General features: G+C 70.4%; 18 protein-coding genes. 5 read left to right on the top strand and 13 right to left on the bottom strand.

What is annotated here, in order from left to right; translation table 11 throughout:
• Positions 1–4: 4 nt before the first annotated feature.
• The 4 genes from FV218_RS04220 to FV218_RS04205 all read right to left on the bottom strand — a co-directional run bounded on the left by FV218_RS04220 (position 5) and on the right by FV218_RS04205 (position 1,717).
• Positions 5–172: a DUF2256 domain-containing protein gene (locus FV218_RS04220; RefSeq protein WP_187272959.1), complete on the bottom strand. Its 168-nt coding sequence runs from the start codon at positions 170–172 to the stop codon at positions 5–7.
• 41 nt (positions 173–213) lie between these two features.
• Positions 214–519 carry a type II toxin-antitoxin system RelE/ParE family toxin gene (locus FV218_RS04215; RefSeq protein WP_147708823.1) on the bottom strand — a complete coding sequence of 102 codons (306 nt, stop codon included), beginning with the start codon at positions 517–519 and terminating at the stop codon, positions 214–216.
• Positions 509–784 carry a type II toxin-antitoxin system ParD family antitoxin gene (locus FV218_RS04210; protein ID WP_147708822.1) on the bottom strand — a complete coding sequence of 92 codons (276 nt, stop codon included), beginning with the start codon at positions 782–784 and terminating at the stop codon, positions 509–511. The genes FV218_RS04215 and FV218_RS04210 overlap by 11 nt, the downstream gene beginning before the upstream one ends.
• Positions 785–850: 66 nt before the next feature.
• On the bottom strand, positions 851–1,717 hold the full coding sequence (locus FV218_RS04205) for a formyltransferase family protein (RefSeq protein ID WP_147708821.1): 867 nt from the start codon (positions 1,715–1,717) through the stop codon (positions 851–853).
• A gap of 116 nt (positions 1,718–1,833) precedes the next feature.
• Here FV218_RS04205 and FV218_RS04200 point away from each other — a divergent pair, with 116 nt between their 5' ends.
• On the top strand, positions 1,834–2,568 hold the full coding sequence (locus FV218_RS04200) for an SDR family oxidoreductase (RefSeq protein WP_147708820.1): 735 nt from the start codon (positions 1,834–1,836) through the stop codon (positions 2,566–2,568).
• Between the two features lie 9 nt (positions 2,569–2,577).
• Here the strand turns inward: FV218_RS04200 and bcsS are convergent, their stop codons facing one another.
• Entirely contained in the window at positions 2,578–3,255 is a 678-nt protein-coding gene (gene bcsS / locus FV218_RS04195; protein WP_244474906.1) for a cellulose biosynthesis protein BcsS, read from the bottom strand.
• Positions 3,256–3,616: 361 nt separating this feature from the next.
• On the opposite strand from bcsS, the gene FV218_RS04190 reads away from it, so the two are divergent.
• Complete coding sequence (locus FV218_RS04190; RefSeq protein WP_056089021.1) at positions 3,617–4,219, top strand: exopolysaccharide biosynthesis protein; 603 nt, start codon at positions 3,617–3,619, stop codon at positions 4,217–4,219.
• Positions 4,220–4,243: 24 nt separating this feature from the next.
• Here the strand turns inward: FV218_RS04190 and FV218_RS04185 are convergent, their stop codons facing one another.
• The 3 genes from FV218_RS04185 to FV218_RS23385 are packed head-to-tail and all read right to left on the bottom strand — an operon-like array spanning position 4,244 to position 6,113.
• A complete protein-coding gene (locus FV218_RS04185; protein WP_147708861.1) occupies positions 4,244–5,068 on the bottom strand; it encodes a metal ABC transporter permease in 825 nt (274 codons plus the stop codon).
• Between the two features lie 50 nt (positions 5,069–5,118).
• Positions 5,119–5,994 (bottom strand): ABC transporter ATP-binding protein, encoded by an 876-nt coding sequence (locus FV218_RS04180; RefSeq protein ID WP_147708819.1) that lies wholly within the window; start codon positions 5,992–5,994, stop codon positions 5,119–5,121.
• Entirely contained in the window at positions 5,991–6,113 is a 123-nt protein-coding gene (locus FV218_RS23385) for a hypothetical protein (protein ID WP_274533110.1), read from the bottom strand. The genes FV218_RS04180 and FV218_RS23385 overlap by 4 nt, the downstream gene beginning before the upstream one ends.
• A 174-nt stretch (positions 6,114–6,287) precedes the next feature.
• Here FV218_RS23385 and FV218_RS04175 point away from each other — a divergent pair, with 174 nt between their 5' ends.
• Entirely contained in the window at positions 6,288–6,788 is a 501-nt protein-coding gene (locus tag FV218_RS04175; protein WP_056089015.1) for a Fur family transcriptional regulator, read from the top strand.
• Positions 6,789–6,802: 14 nt separating this feature from the next.
• Here the strand turns inward: FV218_RS04175 and FV218_RS04170 are convergent, their stop codons facing one another.
• Positions 6,803–8,308 carry an exopolysaccharide biosynthesis polyprenyl glycosylphosphotransferase gene (locus FV218_RS04170; protein WP_056091304.1) on the bottom strand — a complete coding sequence of 502 codons (1,506 nt, stop codon included), beginning with the start codon at positions 8,306–8,308 and terminating at the stop codon, positions 6,803–6,805.
• A 361-nt stretch (positions 8,309–8,669) separates the two neighbouring features.
• On the opposite strand from FV218_RS04170, the gene FV218_RS04165 reads away from it, so the two are divergent.
• Entirely contained in the window at positions 8,670–9,932 is a 1,263-nt protein-coding gene (locus FV218_RS04165; protein ID WP_147708818.1) for an MFS transporter, read from the top strand.
• A 79-nt stretch (positions 9,933–10,011) separates the two neighbouring features.
• Here the strand turns inward: FV218_RS04165 and FV218_RS04160 are convergent, their stop codons facing one another.
• Entirely contained in the window at positions 10,012–10,347 is a 336-nt protein-coding gene (locus FV218_RS04160) for an antibiotic biosynthesis monooxygenase (RefSeq protein WP_056089012.1), read from the bottom strand.
• 436 nt (positions 10,348–10,783) lie between these two features.
• Between FV218_RS04160 and FV218_RS04155 the strand changes: the two genes are divergently transcribed.
• Complete coding sequence (locus tag FV218_RS04155; protein WP_056089010.1) at positions 10,784–11,194, top strand: helix-turn-helix transcriptional regulator; 411 nt, start codon at positions 10,784–10,786, stop codon at positions 11,192–11,194.
• 11 nt (positions 11,195–11,205) lie between these two features.
• Here the strand turns inward: FV218_RS04155 and FV218_RS04150 are convergent, their stop codons facing one another.
• Genes FV218_RS04150 through FV218_RS23110 form a run of 3 tightly spaced genes read right to left on the bottom strand, consistent with a single transcriptional unit; the run spans position 11,206 to position 13,816 of the window.
• On the bottom strand, positions 11,206–12,516 hold the full coding sequence (locus FV218_RS04150) for a cobyrinate a,c-diamide synthase (protein ID WP_147708817.1): 1,311 nt from the start codon (positions 12,514–12,516) through the stop codon (positions 11,206–11,208).
• Positions 12,513–13,310 (bottom strand): precorrin-4 C(11)-methyltransferase, encoded by a 798-nt coding sequence (cobM, locus tag FV218_RS04145; RefSeq protein WP_147708816.1) that lies wholly within the window; start codon positions 13,308–13,310, stop codon positions 12,513–12,515. Before cobM ends, FV218_RS04150 begins: the two co-directional genes overlap by 4 nt.
• The gene (locus FV218_RS23110; RefSeq protein ID WP_348642012.1) at positions 13,307–13,816 is read right to left on the bottom strand and encodes a cobalamin biosynthesis protein; all 510 of its coding nucleotides are present in this window, start codon (positions 13,814–13,816) and stop codon (positions 13,307–13,309) included. Before FV218_RS23110 ends, cobM begins: the two co-directional genes overlap by 4 nt.
• Positions 13,817–14,737: the final 921 nt, after the last annotated feature.

Raw genomic sequence — 14,737 nt, 5'->3', positions numbered from 1 at the left:
CCCGTCAGGATTCCGCTTGCGGCCGGGTGCGCTTGGCCTCGGTCCGGCAACGGTCGGAGCAGTAGCGCACCTCGTCCCACACCCGCTCCCACTTCTTGCGCCACGCGAACGGCTTGCCGCAGGTCGCGCAGATTTTAGTGGGCAGATCGGCCTTCTTGCGCATCCGCGCCATGGGAACTCCGCTCAGGCACGGACGGGGAAAATGAAAGTAAATCAGGACGGGATCTGTTCCGCGCTGAAAGAGCGGCCGGCATAGAGCATCCTCAGGATCACGACTGCATCGTCCTCCACTCGGAACGCGATCAGCACCCGCCGTTCCAGTGCGATCGTTCGAACACCGGGTGCGATGTCGTCCCGTCGCACACCACGCTCCGGAAAGTCCGCAAGATCCCGGCACGCCCGCTCGATACGGCCAATGAACTCAGCAGCGCGTGCGGTTCCTGATTGCGCGGTGATATAGTCGTCGAGGTCGAACAGGTCGGTCCGTGCGGCCGGATGGATCGAGACCCTATACGCCATGTCCCGTGGCCTTCAGCCGCTCTGCGTGTCGGGCACGCAGGGCCGCGAACACCTCGTCCGCTGGAAGTGCAGGACGTGAGTCCGCTAGCGCCTGCTCTACCTTCGCACGGAGGACGTTATCGAGGACGGACTCTTCGCGGTCGAGGGCTCGCAGCCCTGCCCGAACCACTTCGCTGGCAGAGGCGTAGTCGCCCGATCGAACTCGGGCATCGACACGTTCCTGCATCTCACCGAGCGTGACGCTGATGGGCCGGCTGGTCCTCATGACAACACCTCACGAAATTTCGACCGTCTCAGTTTATATGACTTCGTCATACTCAAAGCCAAGACCCTACCGCCCGAGATGGCCGGCTTCCGTCATCGCCACCGGGCTCCACCGGTTGAGCTGGATGTAGCCGTCGCGGGCCGCGATGACGATGTGCCGGCGGTAGCGGTGGACCACCGTGCCGGGCGTGTGGCGGTGGGGTTCGGACCAGCCCTCCGCCGCCGCCACGTAGACGCGGTTGTCGCCGAGCCGCGCGATGGTCTCGATGGTCCCGAAGGCGCGCACCCGCCGCAGGATCGCCGCCACGTCGCTTCGGAAGTCGAGGGTGCGGTCGGCGTCGGTGACGCGGGGCCAGTACGAGCCCTCGCCCTGGGGTTCGGCCCCGCGCCAGCGGGCCGGCAGGTCGCGGGCGATGGGGCCGGCGGCAAGGCGGCGTGCCGCGATCTGGCACTTGGAGAGCAGGCTCTCGTGCGTCTCGTCCCCTGACAGGGCGAAGCGCTCCTGCGCGAGGATGTCGCCCGTATCGAACCCCTCCTCGCCGAGCACGTGGGCGGTGACGCCCCATTCCGTGTGGGCATCGGCCACCGCCTTGAACAGCGGGTAGGGGCCGCGCCCCATGGGCAGGGGCGAGGGATGGAAATTGACACCGTAGGCCGCCGATCCGCGCCAGTCCCGGATCAGCCAGGGATAGCCCGCCACCACCAGGGCCCAGTCGCGGCCGTGCGACTGGGCCAGGGCCTCCATGTCGGACGCCTTGATCCGCGAGAGTTGCATCGGCAACCGGTGCCGGCGTGCCTGGGCCACCACGACCTCGTTGTGATCGTAGATCCCGTCACAGGGGCGGGTGAACAGCTTGATCGGGGTCCAACCCACCTCGACGAGGCTCTCGAACACGCCCCCGAGGAAATCGATGCCGGCAAAGGCGAACTTCATGGGCCTGTCTCGCTCGGGGGGCTGCGACTCCACGGATGGGGCGATCCGGGTGGAGGGCGCTCCACGTCGCCCCCGCGCGCCTTACCTAATCCTTCGCGAACGGAATGGGAGCAGGCATGAAGCGGGTCATCCTCTACGGCGGCACGGGCGGCATCGGCCGGGCGACGGCGGACGCCTTGCGCCGGCGCGGCTATTCCCTGCATCTCGCGGCCCGCGATGCCGGGCGCCTTGAGGCGGCGGCGTCGGAGCTCGGCGACACCACCTTCACCGCCGGTGACGTCACCGACCCGGCCTTCTTCGCCAAAGCGACGGAGGAAGCCGGTCCTGAACTCGCGGGCCTCGTCTACGCGGTCGGCACCATCAACCTGCGGCCGCTCGCCAAGCTGACCGCCGACGATGCCGAGACCGACTTTCGTATCAACGCCCTGGGTGCATTCCTCGCCATCCAGGCCGCCGCCCCCGCGCTCAAGGCCGGCGCCGGGGAGACCGGGGCGGGCGTGGTCCTGTTCTCGACGGTGGCGGTGGCGCAAGGGTTCCCGGCGCATGCCTCCGTCGCCATGGCCAAGGGGGCGGTCGAGGGCCTCGCCCTGTCGCTCGCCGCCGAACTGAGCCCGCAGATCCGCGTCAACGTGGTGGCGCCGTCGCTCACCCGCACGCCGCTGTCGGCTGCGATCACGGGCAGCGCCACCCTCGCCTCGGGGATCGCCGCGATGCACGCGATGCAGCGCCTCGGAACGCCCGAGGACATCGCCGGCCTGGCGAGCTTCCTCGTGTCGGAGGAGGCGGCCTGGATCACCGGCCAGGTCATCGGCGTCGATGGCGGGCGCTCGGCCCTGCGGACCAAGGGCTGAGCCGCGACTTCACCAGGGCGTCCACACGGTAAGGGCGACGTAGGGGCTTGCGGGCCCCTGCGGTTCGAACTGGAGGCCGGCCGAGGTGCGCAGGCTGAAGCGCCCGATGGCGAAATCCGTCGCGTGGACGCCGAAGTTCCATTTCCGGTAGCCGGTGCGGTCGGCGTAGAGGGCGAATTCGGGGCCGAGATAGGGATTCCAGCCCGGCCACGGCTCCAGTCGCCAGCCCCACGAAAGCCGGCCCCAGGCGGCGGTCCGGGACGAATCGAGGATCGCGGTGGCCGTGAGGAGCGTCGTCTCGGCCGGGCGTGCCCAGACTTCGCCGTGCAGCCGCACCCCGAGGCGGACGGGTTCGAAGCGGGTCGCGCCGCCCATGGTCAGGGCCTCGACGGAGCCCTCGATCCCGCCATAGGCGGCGATCACGCCCCAGTCGCGAAACCACTGGTAGCCGACCACCGCCGCACCGGTGGCGGTCTCGCGCCGGCCCGCCCCCTCCCGCCGCGTGCCGGCACCGAGGCTCGCCAGGGCGACGAAGCCCTCGCGGTCGATCCGGTCGAGGGCGAGCTTCGCGCCGGTGCCGACGAAGGTCGAAGGACCGGCTTCGAGGCTGCCGAACAGCAGGAGGGAAGCCGGATTGTTCTGGGTTGGCTTGTCCTGGGCCTGTACGGAGCCGAATCCGAAGAGCACGCGGATCAGCCCGGCGCCCACCGCCCATGCTGCCCGTCGGCGCCCTCGGCCCTTGGTTCGTCCCGGCCCGGTCACATGCGGAGACCTCCACAACGTGTGGGGGAAGTATAGATAAAATCGAGAATTTTACGAGTCTCGATTTGAGGAGCGCAGGATTATTGGGTTGTTATGGACAGGGGCTACCGAAGGGTGTCGGTTCTTACTTGAGGTGTTTCCAAGTTTATCTTCCCAATCTATGATTGGGTCGGCGCCCATGCGCGCTGGCGCACGCGGGACGAACCGTCCCCGATCGGTCCGCTTGGCGCCGGTGCCCGACTAGGCTACAGCCCGCGACAGGACCGTCGCCAATGGCCGAGCTTTCTTGTCTCCAGGTGCCCGAACTTCCGAAGTGCTGACCGTCCTCTCCGAGCAGGAGAGCGAGCGGCTGACCGTCGGCGATATCGTCGCGGTGCTGAAGGATCGTGCCTTCGCCCTGCTGATCGTCATCCTCGGTCTGCCCAACTGCCTGCCGATGCCTCCGCCGATCCCCCTGGTCTGCGGGCTGCTGCTGCTTCTCGTGGCGGTGCAGATCACGGCCGGCATGTCCTCTCCGTGGCTGCCCCGCGCGCTCCTGCGGCGCTCCGTGGCCCGCAAGGATGTCGAGCGGGCCGCGAACCGGGCCGTCCCCCTGCTGCGGCGCCTCGAACATTGGTCGCGTCCGCGCATGAGCCTGTTCGAGACGGGCATAGGCCTGCGCGGCGTCGGCCTGATCCTGCTCACCCTCTCCCTGGCGCTCATCGTCGCGGCCCCCATCGTCGGGCAGATTCCCCTGGGGCTCGCCATCTGCCTCGTGGGTCTCGGCCTCGTCGAGCGCGACGGCGTCGTCGTTCTGGCCGGTCTCGCCGTCGGGGCCCTGGGCGTGCTGCTCAACGCGGGCTTCGTCTACGCCCTGGTGTCCGGCATCATGAGCCTGTTCAACCTGTAGGTCGTGGAAGGGCGCCTCCCGGCGCTATCCTTCGAGGTGGCGCGCCCGGACGAAGCGGCGGATCAGCCCGCCGCGTGGGCCGATGACGAGCGAGATCACGTAGAACGCGCCGGCGGCCAGCACGATGGCCGGGCCCGTGGGCAGGTCCGCCCGGTACGACACGGTCAGCCCCGCCATGCTCGCGCCCATGGCGAACACCACCGAGACCGGGATCATGCCGCCGAGGTCGGCCGCCCAGAACCGCGCGGTGATGGCCGGGAGCAGCATCAGGCCCACCGCCAGGAGGGTGCCCAGAGCCTGGAAGCCGCCCACGAGGTTGAGTACCACGAGCCCGAGGAAGGCGTAGTGGACCGGCCCGCCCGCCCGGCTCACCGTGCGCAGGAACAGCGGGTCGACGCATTCCATCACCAGGGGGCGGTAGAGGGCCGCGAGCCCGAACAGGGTGATGGTCGCGATGCCCCCCAGCAGCAGCAGGGCCGGATCGTCCAGGGCCAGAACGGTGCCGAACAGGATGTGCAGGAGATCGATCTGCGATCCGCGCAGGGAAATGAGCACCACGCCGGCGGCGAGCGAGATGAGGTAGAACGCGGCGAGACTCGCATCCTCCTTTATGAGGGTTGAGCGGGTGACGGCCCCGGCCAGGAGCGCCACGGCGAGGCCGGCCGCGAGACCGCCGAGGGTCATGGCCGGCAGGGACAGGCCCGCCACGAGAAAGCCGATGGCCGCCCCCGGCAGGACGGCGTGGCTCATGGCGTCGCTCATCAGGCTCATGCGCCGCAGCATCAGGAACACGCCCACGGGCGGAGCCGACAGGGACAGGGCGAGGCAGCCGACGAGGGCGCGCCGCATGAAGCCGAATTCGAGGAATGGGCCGAACAGCCAGTCGATCAGGGTGTCGATCACGGAGCGTCCCGGTGGCCGTGGTCCTGGGCATGCCCGTGCGTGTGATCGTGGGCAGGCCCGTGAGAATGCGCATGCGCGTGCGAGGGGGCGTGCGAGGGGGCGTGTCCGTCGCCCGCCCGGCCGCAGATCGCCGCGTCCTCGTCCCAGGCCTCCGACAGGGTCTGGGCGCGGGCGAGGTTGTGCGGAGTCAGGACCCGATCCGTCGGACCCCAGGCCACCGGCTCGCGGGCGAGCAGCAGGGTCTGGGGGAAATGGCCGCGGACCTGGGCGAGGTCGTGCAGGGCGGCGACGATGGTGCGGCCCTGGCCGTGCCACGCGCCGATGAGGCGCAGGAGGTCGGCGCTGGTGCGTCCGTCGACGCCGGTGAACGGTTCGTCGAGGAGGATGACGCGGGCATCCTGGACGATGAGGCGGGCGAACAGGGCACGCTGGAACTGCCCGCCCGACAGGGTGCCGATGGGCCGGTCCTCGAAGCCGACGAGGCCGACGGCGGCGAGGGCCTCGGTCAGCCGGTCGCGATAGGGCGCCGCCCGGCGCCACGGACCGATGTGGCGCCACAGGCCCATGGCCACGAGGTCGAGGACCCGCAGGGGGAAGCCCCGGTCGATCTCGGCCGATTGCGGCAGGTACGCGATGGCGCCGGCGAGGCCCGGGCGGTCGATCCGGCCGTCGAGGCACGGCACCTCGCCGACGATGCCCTTGAGGAGGGTCGACTTGCCGGCGCCGTTGGGGCCGACGAGGGCCAGCAGCGCGCCGGCCTGGATCGTACCGTCGAGGTGGTGAACGGCCGGGTGGCGATCGTAGCCCAGGGTCAGGCCGTGGAGCGCGATGGCGCCCGTCGCGGGCACACTGCCCGCCGCGGGCGCGCTCATGCGAGGGCCCACAGAATGGCGCCCCAGAGCAGGGTGGCCAGACCGGCGGCCACGACGAAGCGGAGGGGCGCGCCCGCCTGGAACAGCGAGCGGCGGGGCGGGGGACTGGGACGGGTCACGGGACGGGTCAATCGGACCGAACGGGCGCATCGGCTTACGTTGCGCGCTGATACACTGTAACATCGTCGGAATTCAACGGGCCGGCTCACCGGCCCGGAGCACGATGCGCGAAGGGGAAACCGGTTTTCCCCCGAGATCATCGTGCTGCCATGTCTCACGGGGACCGGGAGCCCATGCACGACCACGCGGGCACGCACGCCGAGGCGGGATGTCATGGCCATCACGGGCCGGAGGAGGCCCTGGCACGGGCCGAGGCCGTGTGCAGGGCGCGCGACCTCCAGTTCACTCGCCTGCGCCGGGACGTCCTCGAAGTGGTGGCGTCGCAGGCGCGGCCCCTGGGCGCCTACGACATTGCCGAGCGCCTGAGCGGGCCGGGCAAGCGGGTGGCGGCGGTCTCGGTCTACCGCGCCCTCGATTTCCTCACGGAGAACGGCCTCGTCCACCGCATCGCCAGCCGCAACGCGTTCGTCTCCTGCGGCCATGCCCATACGGACGGCGCCGGCCTCGTCTTCCTGATCTGCCGCAATTGCGGTTCCATCGACGAGACCACTTCGCCCGAGATCGAGGATCAGCTCGGACGCACCCTGGCCAAGGCGGGCTTCAAGCCATCGAGCCGCATCCTCGAAGTCGAGGGCGAGTGCGGCGCCTGTCTCGGCAAGCCCGTCGAGTCGTAAGCCGCTCCGTCACCTCAGAACGCGTTGTTGTAGGCGCGGGGCGAGACCACCGTCTGGACCATGATCCTGAGGTCGAGCCAGATCGACCAATTGTCGATGTAGTGGAGGTCGTGGGCGACGCGGCGCTCCATGTCGAGGTCGGTCAGGGTCTCGCCGCGCAGGCCGTTCACCTGCGCCCAGCCGGTGATGCCCGGCATCACGTTATGGCGGCGGGCGTAGTGGGCGATGCGCCGCTCGAAGCTGCGATCGTGGGCCAGGGCATGGGGGCGCGGGCCGACGAGGGCCATCTCGCCGCGCAGGACGTTGATGAGCTGGGGCAGCTCGTCGATGTTGGAGCGGCGCAGCACGGCACCGATGCGGGTGATGCGGGTGTCGTTGCGCGAGGCCTGACGGAAAACCGCATCGCCCTCCGTCTTCATGCTGCGGAACTTGTAGACGCCGAACGGCTGCTGGTTGAAGCCGTAGCGCCGCTGGCGGAAGAACACCGGCCCGGGGCTGTCGAGCTTGATCAGCACCGCGACGGCGGCGAAGAGCGGGGCCAGCATCACGAGGGCGGTGGCCGCCAGGGTGAGGTCGACCGCCCGCTTGAGCAGGATCTCGCCGGCCTGGAGCGGCCGGCGGCCGATGCTGAGGCCCGACAGGCGGCCGACGCGGCCGACCTTGAGGTCGGGGAAGCGGTCCATCACCGCGCCGGGACGCAGGTGCAGGGCGGCGGGCACGCGCAGGAACGCGTCGATGCAGCGCTCGATGTCGTCGGCCTCGGACCACGGCACCAGGATGAAGACATCGTCCGGGCGCAGGAACCGCACCACCGAAACGGCGAGATCGAGGTCCTCGGCCAACTGGGTGTGCCGGGCGAGGCCGTCGGAACCGCCCTCGATCCGGCGCAGGTAGCTCGTGCCGATGACGCGAAGTCCCAAGGCTTCGGCATCGTTGTGGGCGTAGAACCGCGCGATGTCCTCTTCGAACCCGACGAGATGGACGCGGTTGATGGAGGCCGAGCCCGGCGTGATCGCCCGGCGCACCAGCCCGATCATGCCGGCGCGCACGGCGATCATCATCGGCAGACCGGCGAGGAAGAAGCCCAGGGATACGATGCGCGAGAAGTCGTTGGTGGTCTTGGTGGCGAAGCCGAGGATCAGCACCACCGCCCAGGCCGAGATCCACAGGGTCGCCGTACGCCGCAGGTGCGGGCCGTGGGAGAGCGAGGTCTCGATACTGTATTCCTCGCGCGCCAGATTGGTGAGCAGCACCATCACCGCCACGAGGCCGGCGATCTGCAGTCCACCGCTCACGCCGCTCGGCGGGAATTCGCCGAGCACGCCGAAGGAATAGATCACGTCCACCGCGTAGGCCGTGCCCAGGATGGTCAGCAGATCGGCGGCGGCCACGGCCGTGGAGATTCCCAGGCGGAAGGCGGCGCGCCGGCGTCGCGGCAGGAGCGCGGCCCAGACGTCGCGGCGGGCCGCGGCGTTGATGGGCACCCCCGGGTGCATCTTGTGGATCGGTTCCTGAAACATCTGGAGCGCCATGTCCCGTCGTGGGGCGGAAAGTGTCTCAAATCGAGCCGGTTCGCGGCTCGATCCCGGTTTCATGAGATCGGGGCGCAATCCTCGGACCTTACACACCAGCACCAGGACGGATCATGCCGGGTTAACCATCGGATCGGCCAGTCGCCATCATCCCTCGACTTATCCACGGACAAGTCTCGGCCGCCTCCGGGAACGTCCTGGTCTTCGAACTCCGCCGGGCCTATCCGCGCGAAAACCTCGTTCCGGCGATCCTGCCCGAGCCCCCTCGCCGATACGCCGCCTTCGGCCATGTTCGCGACACCGATGGCGCGCAGGCGACCCGGGAACGAAGACCCGTCGGGACGCGTCCATGTCAGGAACCATCGAAGCGGCGGCCCGCGGGGGCCAGCGTGCGCAGCCGGAGCGGGAGACCGGTCCGGCGACGTCCGGTCCCGTGACGCCGGCGGCCGGGCCGGCTTTCGCGGTGCTCGGGGCGCTCAGCCTGTCGCATCTCCTCAACGACCTCGTGCAGTCCCTGCTGCCGGCGATCTACCCCCTGCTCAAGGCGCAGTTCCGGCTGGATTTCGGCCAGATCGGGCTCATCACCTTCGTGTTCCAGGTCACGGCCTCGGTGCTCCAGCCCATGGTCGGGCTCTACACGGACCGCAGGCCGCTGCCGTTCTCCCTGGCCCTCGGCATGGGCTCGTCGCTCATGGGCCTCCTCCTGCTGTCGGTGGCATGGGAATACGGGCTGCTGCTCCTGGCGGCGGGGCTCGTCGGCTTCGGCTCGGCCGTGTTCCATCCGGAGGCGACCCGCGTCGCCCGCCTCGCCTCGGGCGGCCGATACGGGCTCGCCCAATCGGTGTTTCAGGTCGGCGGCAATGCCGGCACGGCGCTCGGGCCGCTGCTCGCCGCCTTCGTGGTGGTGCCGCACGGGCAGGGGAGCGTCGCCTGGTTCTCCCTCGTGGCTCTCGCCGGGATCGGCGTGCTCACCGGGGTCGGCCGCTGGTATGCCGGCCGGCTCCGTGCGCCCCTGCGTCCCGCCATCCGCACCGGCACCCGGACCGCCGCCGGCCCGTCACGCCGGCGGGTCGGCCACACCATCGCGATCCTGCTGACGCTGATCTTCTCGAAATACTTCTATCTCGCGAGTTTCTCGTCCTACTACACCTTCTACTTGATCCAGCGCTTCGGCGTTTCGGTGGCGCAATCGCAGATCTACCTGTTCGTGTTCCTCGGCGCGGTGGCGGCGGGCACCATCCTGGGCGGTCCCATCGGCGACCGTTTCGGACGCAAACCTGTGATCTGGGGCTCGATCGTCGGCGTGCTGCCCTTCACCCTCGCCCTGCCGCACGCCGATCTGGTCTGGACGGTGGTGCTCACCGTGCCCATCGGCCTGATCCTGGCCTCGGCGATGCCGGCGATCCTCGTCTACGCGCAGGAGCTCCTGCCCGGCCGGATCGGCCTCGTCGGCGGTTTGTTCTTCGGCTTCGCCTTCGGGATGGGGGGCCTCGGCGCGGCGATCCTCGGCGAGGTGGCCGATCACGCCGGCATCGTCACGGTCTACGCCCTGTGCGCCTACCTCCCGCTCATCGGCCTCGCGGCGGCGTTCCTGCCGCGCCTGACGCGATGATCGCGGCACGCGCGGGGGGAGCTCGGTCCGGCGTGAAGGTGGGGACCGGGCCGGCCCGATCCCGGCCCGGACGCGCGTGTCAGGCCGCGGCGTCCGCACCGGCGCCGCCCAGGGTCTGGATCGTCTCGAATCCTTCGAACTGCGGATGGCCGAGGTAGAGCGGCTTCGTCGTCGGAACCCGGCCATGCGCCTTGCGGAACTGCTCCGAACGGGTCCACGCCTCGAAATCGGCCTTCGACGCCCAGATCGTATGCGAGGCGTAGAGAATGTGGTCCTCGTGCTCGGGTCCGCGCAGCAGGTGAAACTCGACGAAGCCCGGCATCTCGCCCAGCTGGCTGTCCCGTCCGAGCCAGACCTGCTCGAAATCCACAGCCGAGTCCTTGACGACCTTGAAGCGGTTCATGGCGATATACATGGTGGATGTCCGGGGTTCTCGATGCGGTTCGGGTCGCCGAGCATCCTAGCCCAGGCGGGACGACAACCGGAAGTACCACCCTGAAGTCCCCCCATGGCGTCCATCCTCCTGTCGCGTCGTCTCCGGGGCCGGTCCGCAGGCGGCGTCGTCCCAACGGGGCGCTTGCCTTTCGGGCCGGCTTTGTGGTCAAGCTGCAGGCAGCGTGGAATTCTGACCGAAATCGAGCAATACGAATGTCAGTGCTGAGGCAGACGATGCGCTGAGTTTCCGATGCAAACCTACTCGGGCGGCCCTGCTGAGCGTATCGAGGCAACCGTCGAGGCAGCCGAACTCAAGGGTGGTTCGTACGAGATCGTGTGAAATCACCTTTTTCGAACCGTTTCCGCCGATGGTCCGGGCGCTAACGTCACGTCAACTTCAAGGACTGAATCGAGAGATGATGCCTAAGCAGACCACCGATGTCGATCGCCTCGTCGGATTGCGGATCACTGCCCTCCGCAAGGCGCGCGGCTTGAGTCAGACCGCGCTCGGCACCGCCGTCGGTGTGACCTTCCAGCAGGTTCAGAAATACGAGAAGGGCCAGAACCGCGTCGGCGCCGGGCGCCTGCGCGAGATCGCCCGCCTCCTCGAAGTGCCGGTCTCGGCGTTCTTCGAGGATGACGATGCCGGCGGCACGCAGTCCGACGTCTTCGGTTTCCTCAGCGCCCAGGGCGCCATCGAACTCCTGCGCGCCTACGCGCTGATCGAGGACGACCAGCTCCGTCGCGATGCCCTCGCCATCGTCCGGACCATCGCCAAGATGGGCAAGCCGGCCCCGGTGCCCGAAGCCAAGGAGGCCAAGGAGTAGGGCGGCCGCGCTCATCCGATCAGGTGGAAGAAGCTTCCCGTCACCCGCCCGAGGCGGTGGCCGGCGAGGCCCAGGGCCACACCCTCCGCATCGGTGACGCGGGCCAGCGCCGCCGCTTCCTCGGGTGCGGGCGTGCGCTCGCTGGCGTAGTGGAACTCGTGGCCGACGAGGCGCGTGCCCGCCCCGCCGAGGGGGCCGTCGGCCAGGAGGGTCGCGACCCGGTAGCCGAGATGCAGCTTGCGCGTCCGGTACGAGGTCGCCACCGGGAGCAGCCCCGCCATGGCATGGGTGATCCCCTCGGCATCCTCCAGGCTCTCCCCCAGCACCATGTAGCCGCCGCACTCGCCGTGGACGGGTTTTTCCCGCGCGAAGGCGCGCAGGCCGGCAAGGAACGTCGCGGCCTCTGCCAGCCGTCCGGCATGGAGTTCGGGATAGCCGCCGGGCAGCCAGGCCGCGTCGCAATCGGCCGGCGGGGCCTCGTCGGCGAGCGGCGAGAACGGGACGAGTTCGGCCCCCAGGGCGCGCCAGCCCGCCGCCATGTGCGGATAGAGGAACGAGAACGCCGCGTCCGAGGCCACCGCGATGCGCTGGCCGGGCGGGTGCGGCAGGGCGCCGGCGCGCCGCGGCGGCGTGGTGCCGGAGGCGGCGGCCACGATGGCGTCGAGGTCGAGGCCGGCTTCCGCCAGATCCGCCAGGCGGTCGAGGCGGGCGTCGAGATCGCTGGTCTCGCGGGCCTGGACGAGGCCGAGATGGCGCTCGGGCAGGGTGAGGCCGGCATCCCGCATGAGGGCGCCGAGGACAGGCAGGCCGACCTTGGCCAGCCCCGCTTCCACGAGGCGGCGGTGGCGCGGGCTCGCGACCTTGTTGAGCACCACCCCCGCGATGCGGATGCGCGGATCGTAGAGCGAGCAGCCGAGCGCCACGGCGGCGGCCGATTGCGCGGCCCCCGACACGTCGAGGACGAGGAGGACGGGCCAGCCGTAGCGCGCGGCGATGTCGGCGTTTGCGCCCGTGCGGCCGGCCCCCGCCACGATCCCGTCGAACAGCCCCATGGAGCCCTCCGCCACCACGAGGTCGGCGTCCGTGCCGGCGAGGCCCGCCACGGCGTCGAGCATGGGCTCGGGCATGGCGAAGCTGTCGAGGTTGAAGCTCGGGTACCCCGTGGCGGCCGCGTGGAAGGCCGGGTCGATGTAGTCCGGTCCGCATTTGGCGCCGCGCACGGCGATCCCGCGCCGGCTCAGCGCCCGCATGAGCGCGAGGGTGACGGTGGTCTTGCCGGAACTCGACCGGGGGGCGGCGACGAGGAGGCCGGGCACGGTCATGCGCGCTCCCCCGCCACGGGGCCGGCCGCCCGCGTCCCGGCCTGCGGCCGGAAGCGGCGGTCGTAGTCGGTGGAGTAGAGCGCGCTGTCGCGGAACTCCGCCGGGTCGAGGGCGGGCCCGACGAGGATGAGGGCCGTGCGCTCGAGCTTTGCCGCGTCCACCAGCCCCGCGATGGTCGCGAGGGTGCCGGTGAGCACGCGCTCGTCGGGCCAGGTGGCGCGGAATACCACGGCGGTGGGGCAGTCCGGCCCGTAGAACGGCGTCAGCTCGGTCACCACCGCATCGACGACGTGGATCGAGAGATGCAGCGCCAGGGTCGCACCCGTGGCGGCGAAGGCGGCGAGGGTCTCGCGCTCCGGCATGGCGCTGGCCCGGCCCGAGGTGCGGGTGAGGATGACGGATTGCGCCAGACCCGGCACGGTGAGTTCGCGCCCGAGCACGGCGGCGGCGGCGGCGAAGGACGGCACGCCCGGCGTCACCGTGTAGGGGATGCCGGCCTGGGTCAGGCGCCGGGTCTGCTCGGCGAGGGCGCTCCAGATCGACAGGTCGCCCGAATGCAGGCGGGCGACGTCGAGGCCGGCCGCGTGGGCGGCGGCGCACTCGGCCACGATGGCGTCGAGGTCCAGGGGCGCGGTGTCGACGATGCGTGCCCCCGGCGGACACCAGCCGAGGATCTCGGGCGCCACCAGGGAGCCGGCATGGAGGCAGACGGGGCAGCGCGCGATGAGATCGCGCCCGCGCACGGTGATGAGGTCGGCGGCACCCGGGCCGGCGCCGATGAAATGGACGGTCATGGCGCCTGAGTGACGGATTCTAGGCGCAGCGCAAGGGCGCATGTCGCCCCGGCGCTGGCGATGCGGGGGAGGATCAGGTCGGCGCCCACGCCCGCGCCCGCCAGGGCGGCGGCTTCCGCCACGGAGCCGACGCCCCGCGTCGCCGCGATGCGGGCCGAGCGGGTGACGATCCGGTCGTCCACGGCGATCATCGCCTCGGCTGAGACCCCCAGCAGGGGCACGCCCAGGGTGGCGGCCACGGCGCGGATCGCGGGTTCGTCCGCCCGGTCGGCGGGGGTGGCGAGGCATCCGAGGGGGACGCCTCGGGTGGCGAGGGCCAGGCGGACGAGGGCCAGGATCTCGTCGGCCGACGTGGCGTGGCGAAACCCGATTCCGGCGACGCAGCCAAGGGGTATCCGCTCCCTTGTCGGACGCGTCCACGTGTCGGCGTCGGGCGTGGCAGGCTCCCTCTCCTGGAAGGCAGGGCGATCGCAGATGGGTTTTCCCGACGCTCGAACAGGACCCAAGAGGCTTCGAACACCCGCGACGGGCCCCCTCTCCTGTTTGGGAGAGGGTTGGGGTGAGGGTCGTGGACTCTCCGGAGGGTTCACACACCTCACCCTGTCCCTCTCCTTCCAGGAGAGGGGACCCGTGCTGCCCGCGCGTTGGGAGATGCCGTCACCTGGAAGGAGACGGGGCCGGTCGCGGTTCATCTGCGATTGCCCTGCCGGAAGGAGAGGGGACCCGAGCATCCCGCCCTTCGGCGATTTGCACCGGCGGTCGACCCCATCGGCCGATAACTGTCTCATGTCCGTGTGCCTCGGGGAGCCGTCCGGCAAAAGGGAGCCTGCCACGGCGGGGGCGTGCGCGCCTAGGCGCCGGCTACGAGCTCGCACGGCTGCGGCCCCGCCGCCGGTGGCGCGGGGGATGGCCGGGAAACGGGAGACGCGGGACGCCGCGAAACCACGTTTTTGAAGTGTAAGCCGGTCCCCCGGCGTCCCCCGGCCCGGCCCCTTATCGGGGCCGATCCGTTTTTCGTCACGATGTCTTCACGGCGTCGGCGACTCGGCTAGTGGCGGCCCTCCTCCGCGCGACGCGACGCCCCTCGCGGGAACGCCGGTGCGGCAGCCGACTAATCAGGGCACGAAGCCCCGAGCCCGCCTCGTAGTGGGCGGACCGTCCGTTCTCTCGGTGCGCCCCAGGGTCCCGGAGCCAGCCTCAACACGGCCTCCCCGTCCAGGGCACCTTGCGTCGCCGGCGCGGCCCGGGGCGATGGCGACCGGGCCATCGACGCGGGGCACCGTCTCCTCCCCCCGAGCCCCCCGACCCGGTCCGCCGGGGGGCCTCCCGTGTGGGAGGCGAGTGACCGGAGACAACCACGGAATAGGAATATTGTCAAGACATTTCGGTGTTCGGGCGCGGGCACCGCGGCGAAAAATCCTTCTCCC

This window comes from Methylobacterium sp. WL69, assembly GCF_008039485.1.
Lineage (GTDB): Bacteria > Pseudomonadota > Alphaproteobacteria > Rhizobiales > Beijerinckiaceae > Methylobacterium.
Note: the sequence above shows the minus strand (reverse complement) of the source record. Positions and strands in the feature narration are given on the sequence as shown.

Bases quoted from the DNA above. Each gene is read 5' to 3' on its own strand.
- FV218_RS04220 (WP_187272959.1), bottom strand. From the start codon at position 172: ATGGCGCGGATGCGCAAGAAGGCCGATCTGCCCACTAAAATCTGCGCG.
- FV218_RS04165 (WP_147708818.1), top strand. From the start codon at position 8,670: ATGTCAGGAACCATCGAAGCGGCGGCCCGCGGGGGCCAGCGTGCGCAG.
- FV218_RS04160 (WP_056089012.1), bottom strand. From the start codon at position 10,347: ATGTATATCGCCATGAACCGCTTCAAGGTCGTCAAGGACTCGGCTGTG.
- FV218_RS04200 (WP_147708820.1), top strand. From the start codon at position 1,834: ATGAAGCGGGTCATCCTCTACGGCGGCACGGGCGGCATCGGCCGGGCG.
- FV218_RS04205 (WP_147708821.1), bottom strand. From the start codon at position 1,717: ATGAAGTTCGCCTTTGCCGGCATCGATTTCCTCGGGGGCGTGTTCGAG.
- FV218_RS04150 (WP_147708817.1), bottom strand. From the start codon at position 12,516: ATGACCGTGCCCGGCCTCCTCGTCGCCGCCCCCCGGTCGAGTTCCGGC.
- FV218_RS04185 (WP_147708861.1), bottom strand. From the start codon at position 5,068: ATGCGGCGCGCCCTCGTCGGCTGCCTCGCCCTGTCCCTGTCGGCTCCG.
- FV218_RS04215 (WP_147708823.1), bottom strand. From the start codon at position 519: ATGGCGTATAGGGTCTCGATCCATCCGGCCGCACGGACCGACCTGTTC.
- FV218_RS04210 (WP_147708822.1), bottom strand. From the start codon at position 784: ATGAGGACCAGCCGGCCCATCAGCGTCACGCTCGGTGAGATGCAGGAA.
- FV218_RS04175 (WP_056089015.1), top strand. From the start codon at position 6,288: ATGCACGACCACGCGGGCACGCACGCCGAGGCGGGATGTCATGGCCAT.
- FV218_RS04155 (WP_056089010.1), top strand. From the start codon at position 10,784: ATGATGCCTAAGCAGACCACCGATGTCGATCGCCTCGTCGGATTGCGG.
- FV218_RS04170 (WP_056091304.1), bottom strand. From the start codon at position 8,308: ATGTTTCAGGAACCGATCCACAAGATGCACCCGGGGGTGCCCATCAAC.
- cobM (WP_147708816.1), bottom strand. From the start codon at position 13,310: ATGACCGTCCATTTCATCGGCGCCGGCCCGGGTGCCGCCGACCTCATC.
- FV218_RS04180 (WP_147708819.1), bottom strand. From the start codon at position 5,994: ATGAGCGCGCCCGCGGCGGGCAGTGTGCCCGCGACGGGCGCCATCGCG.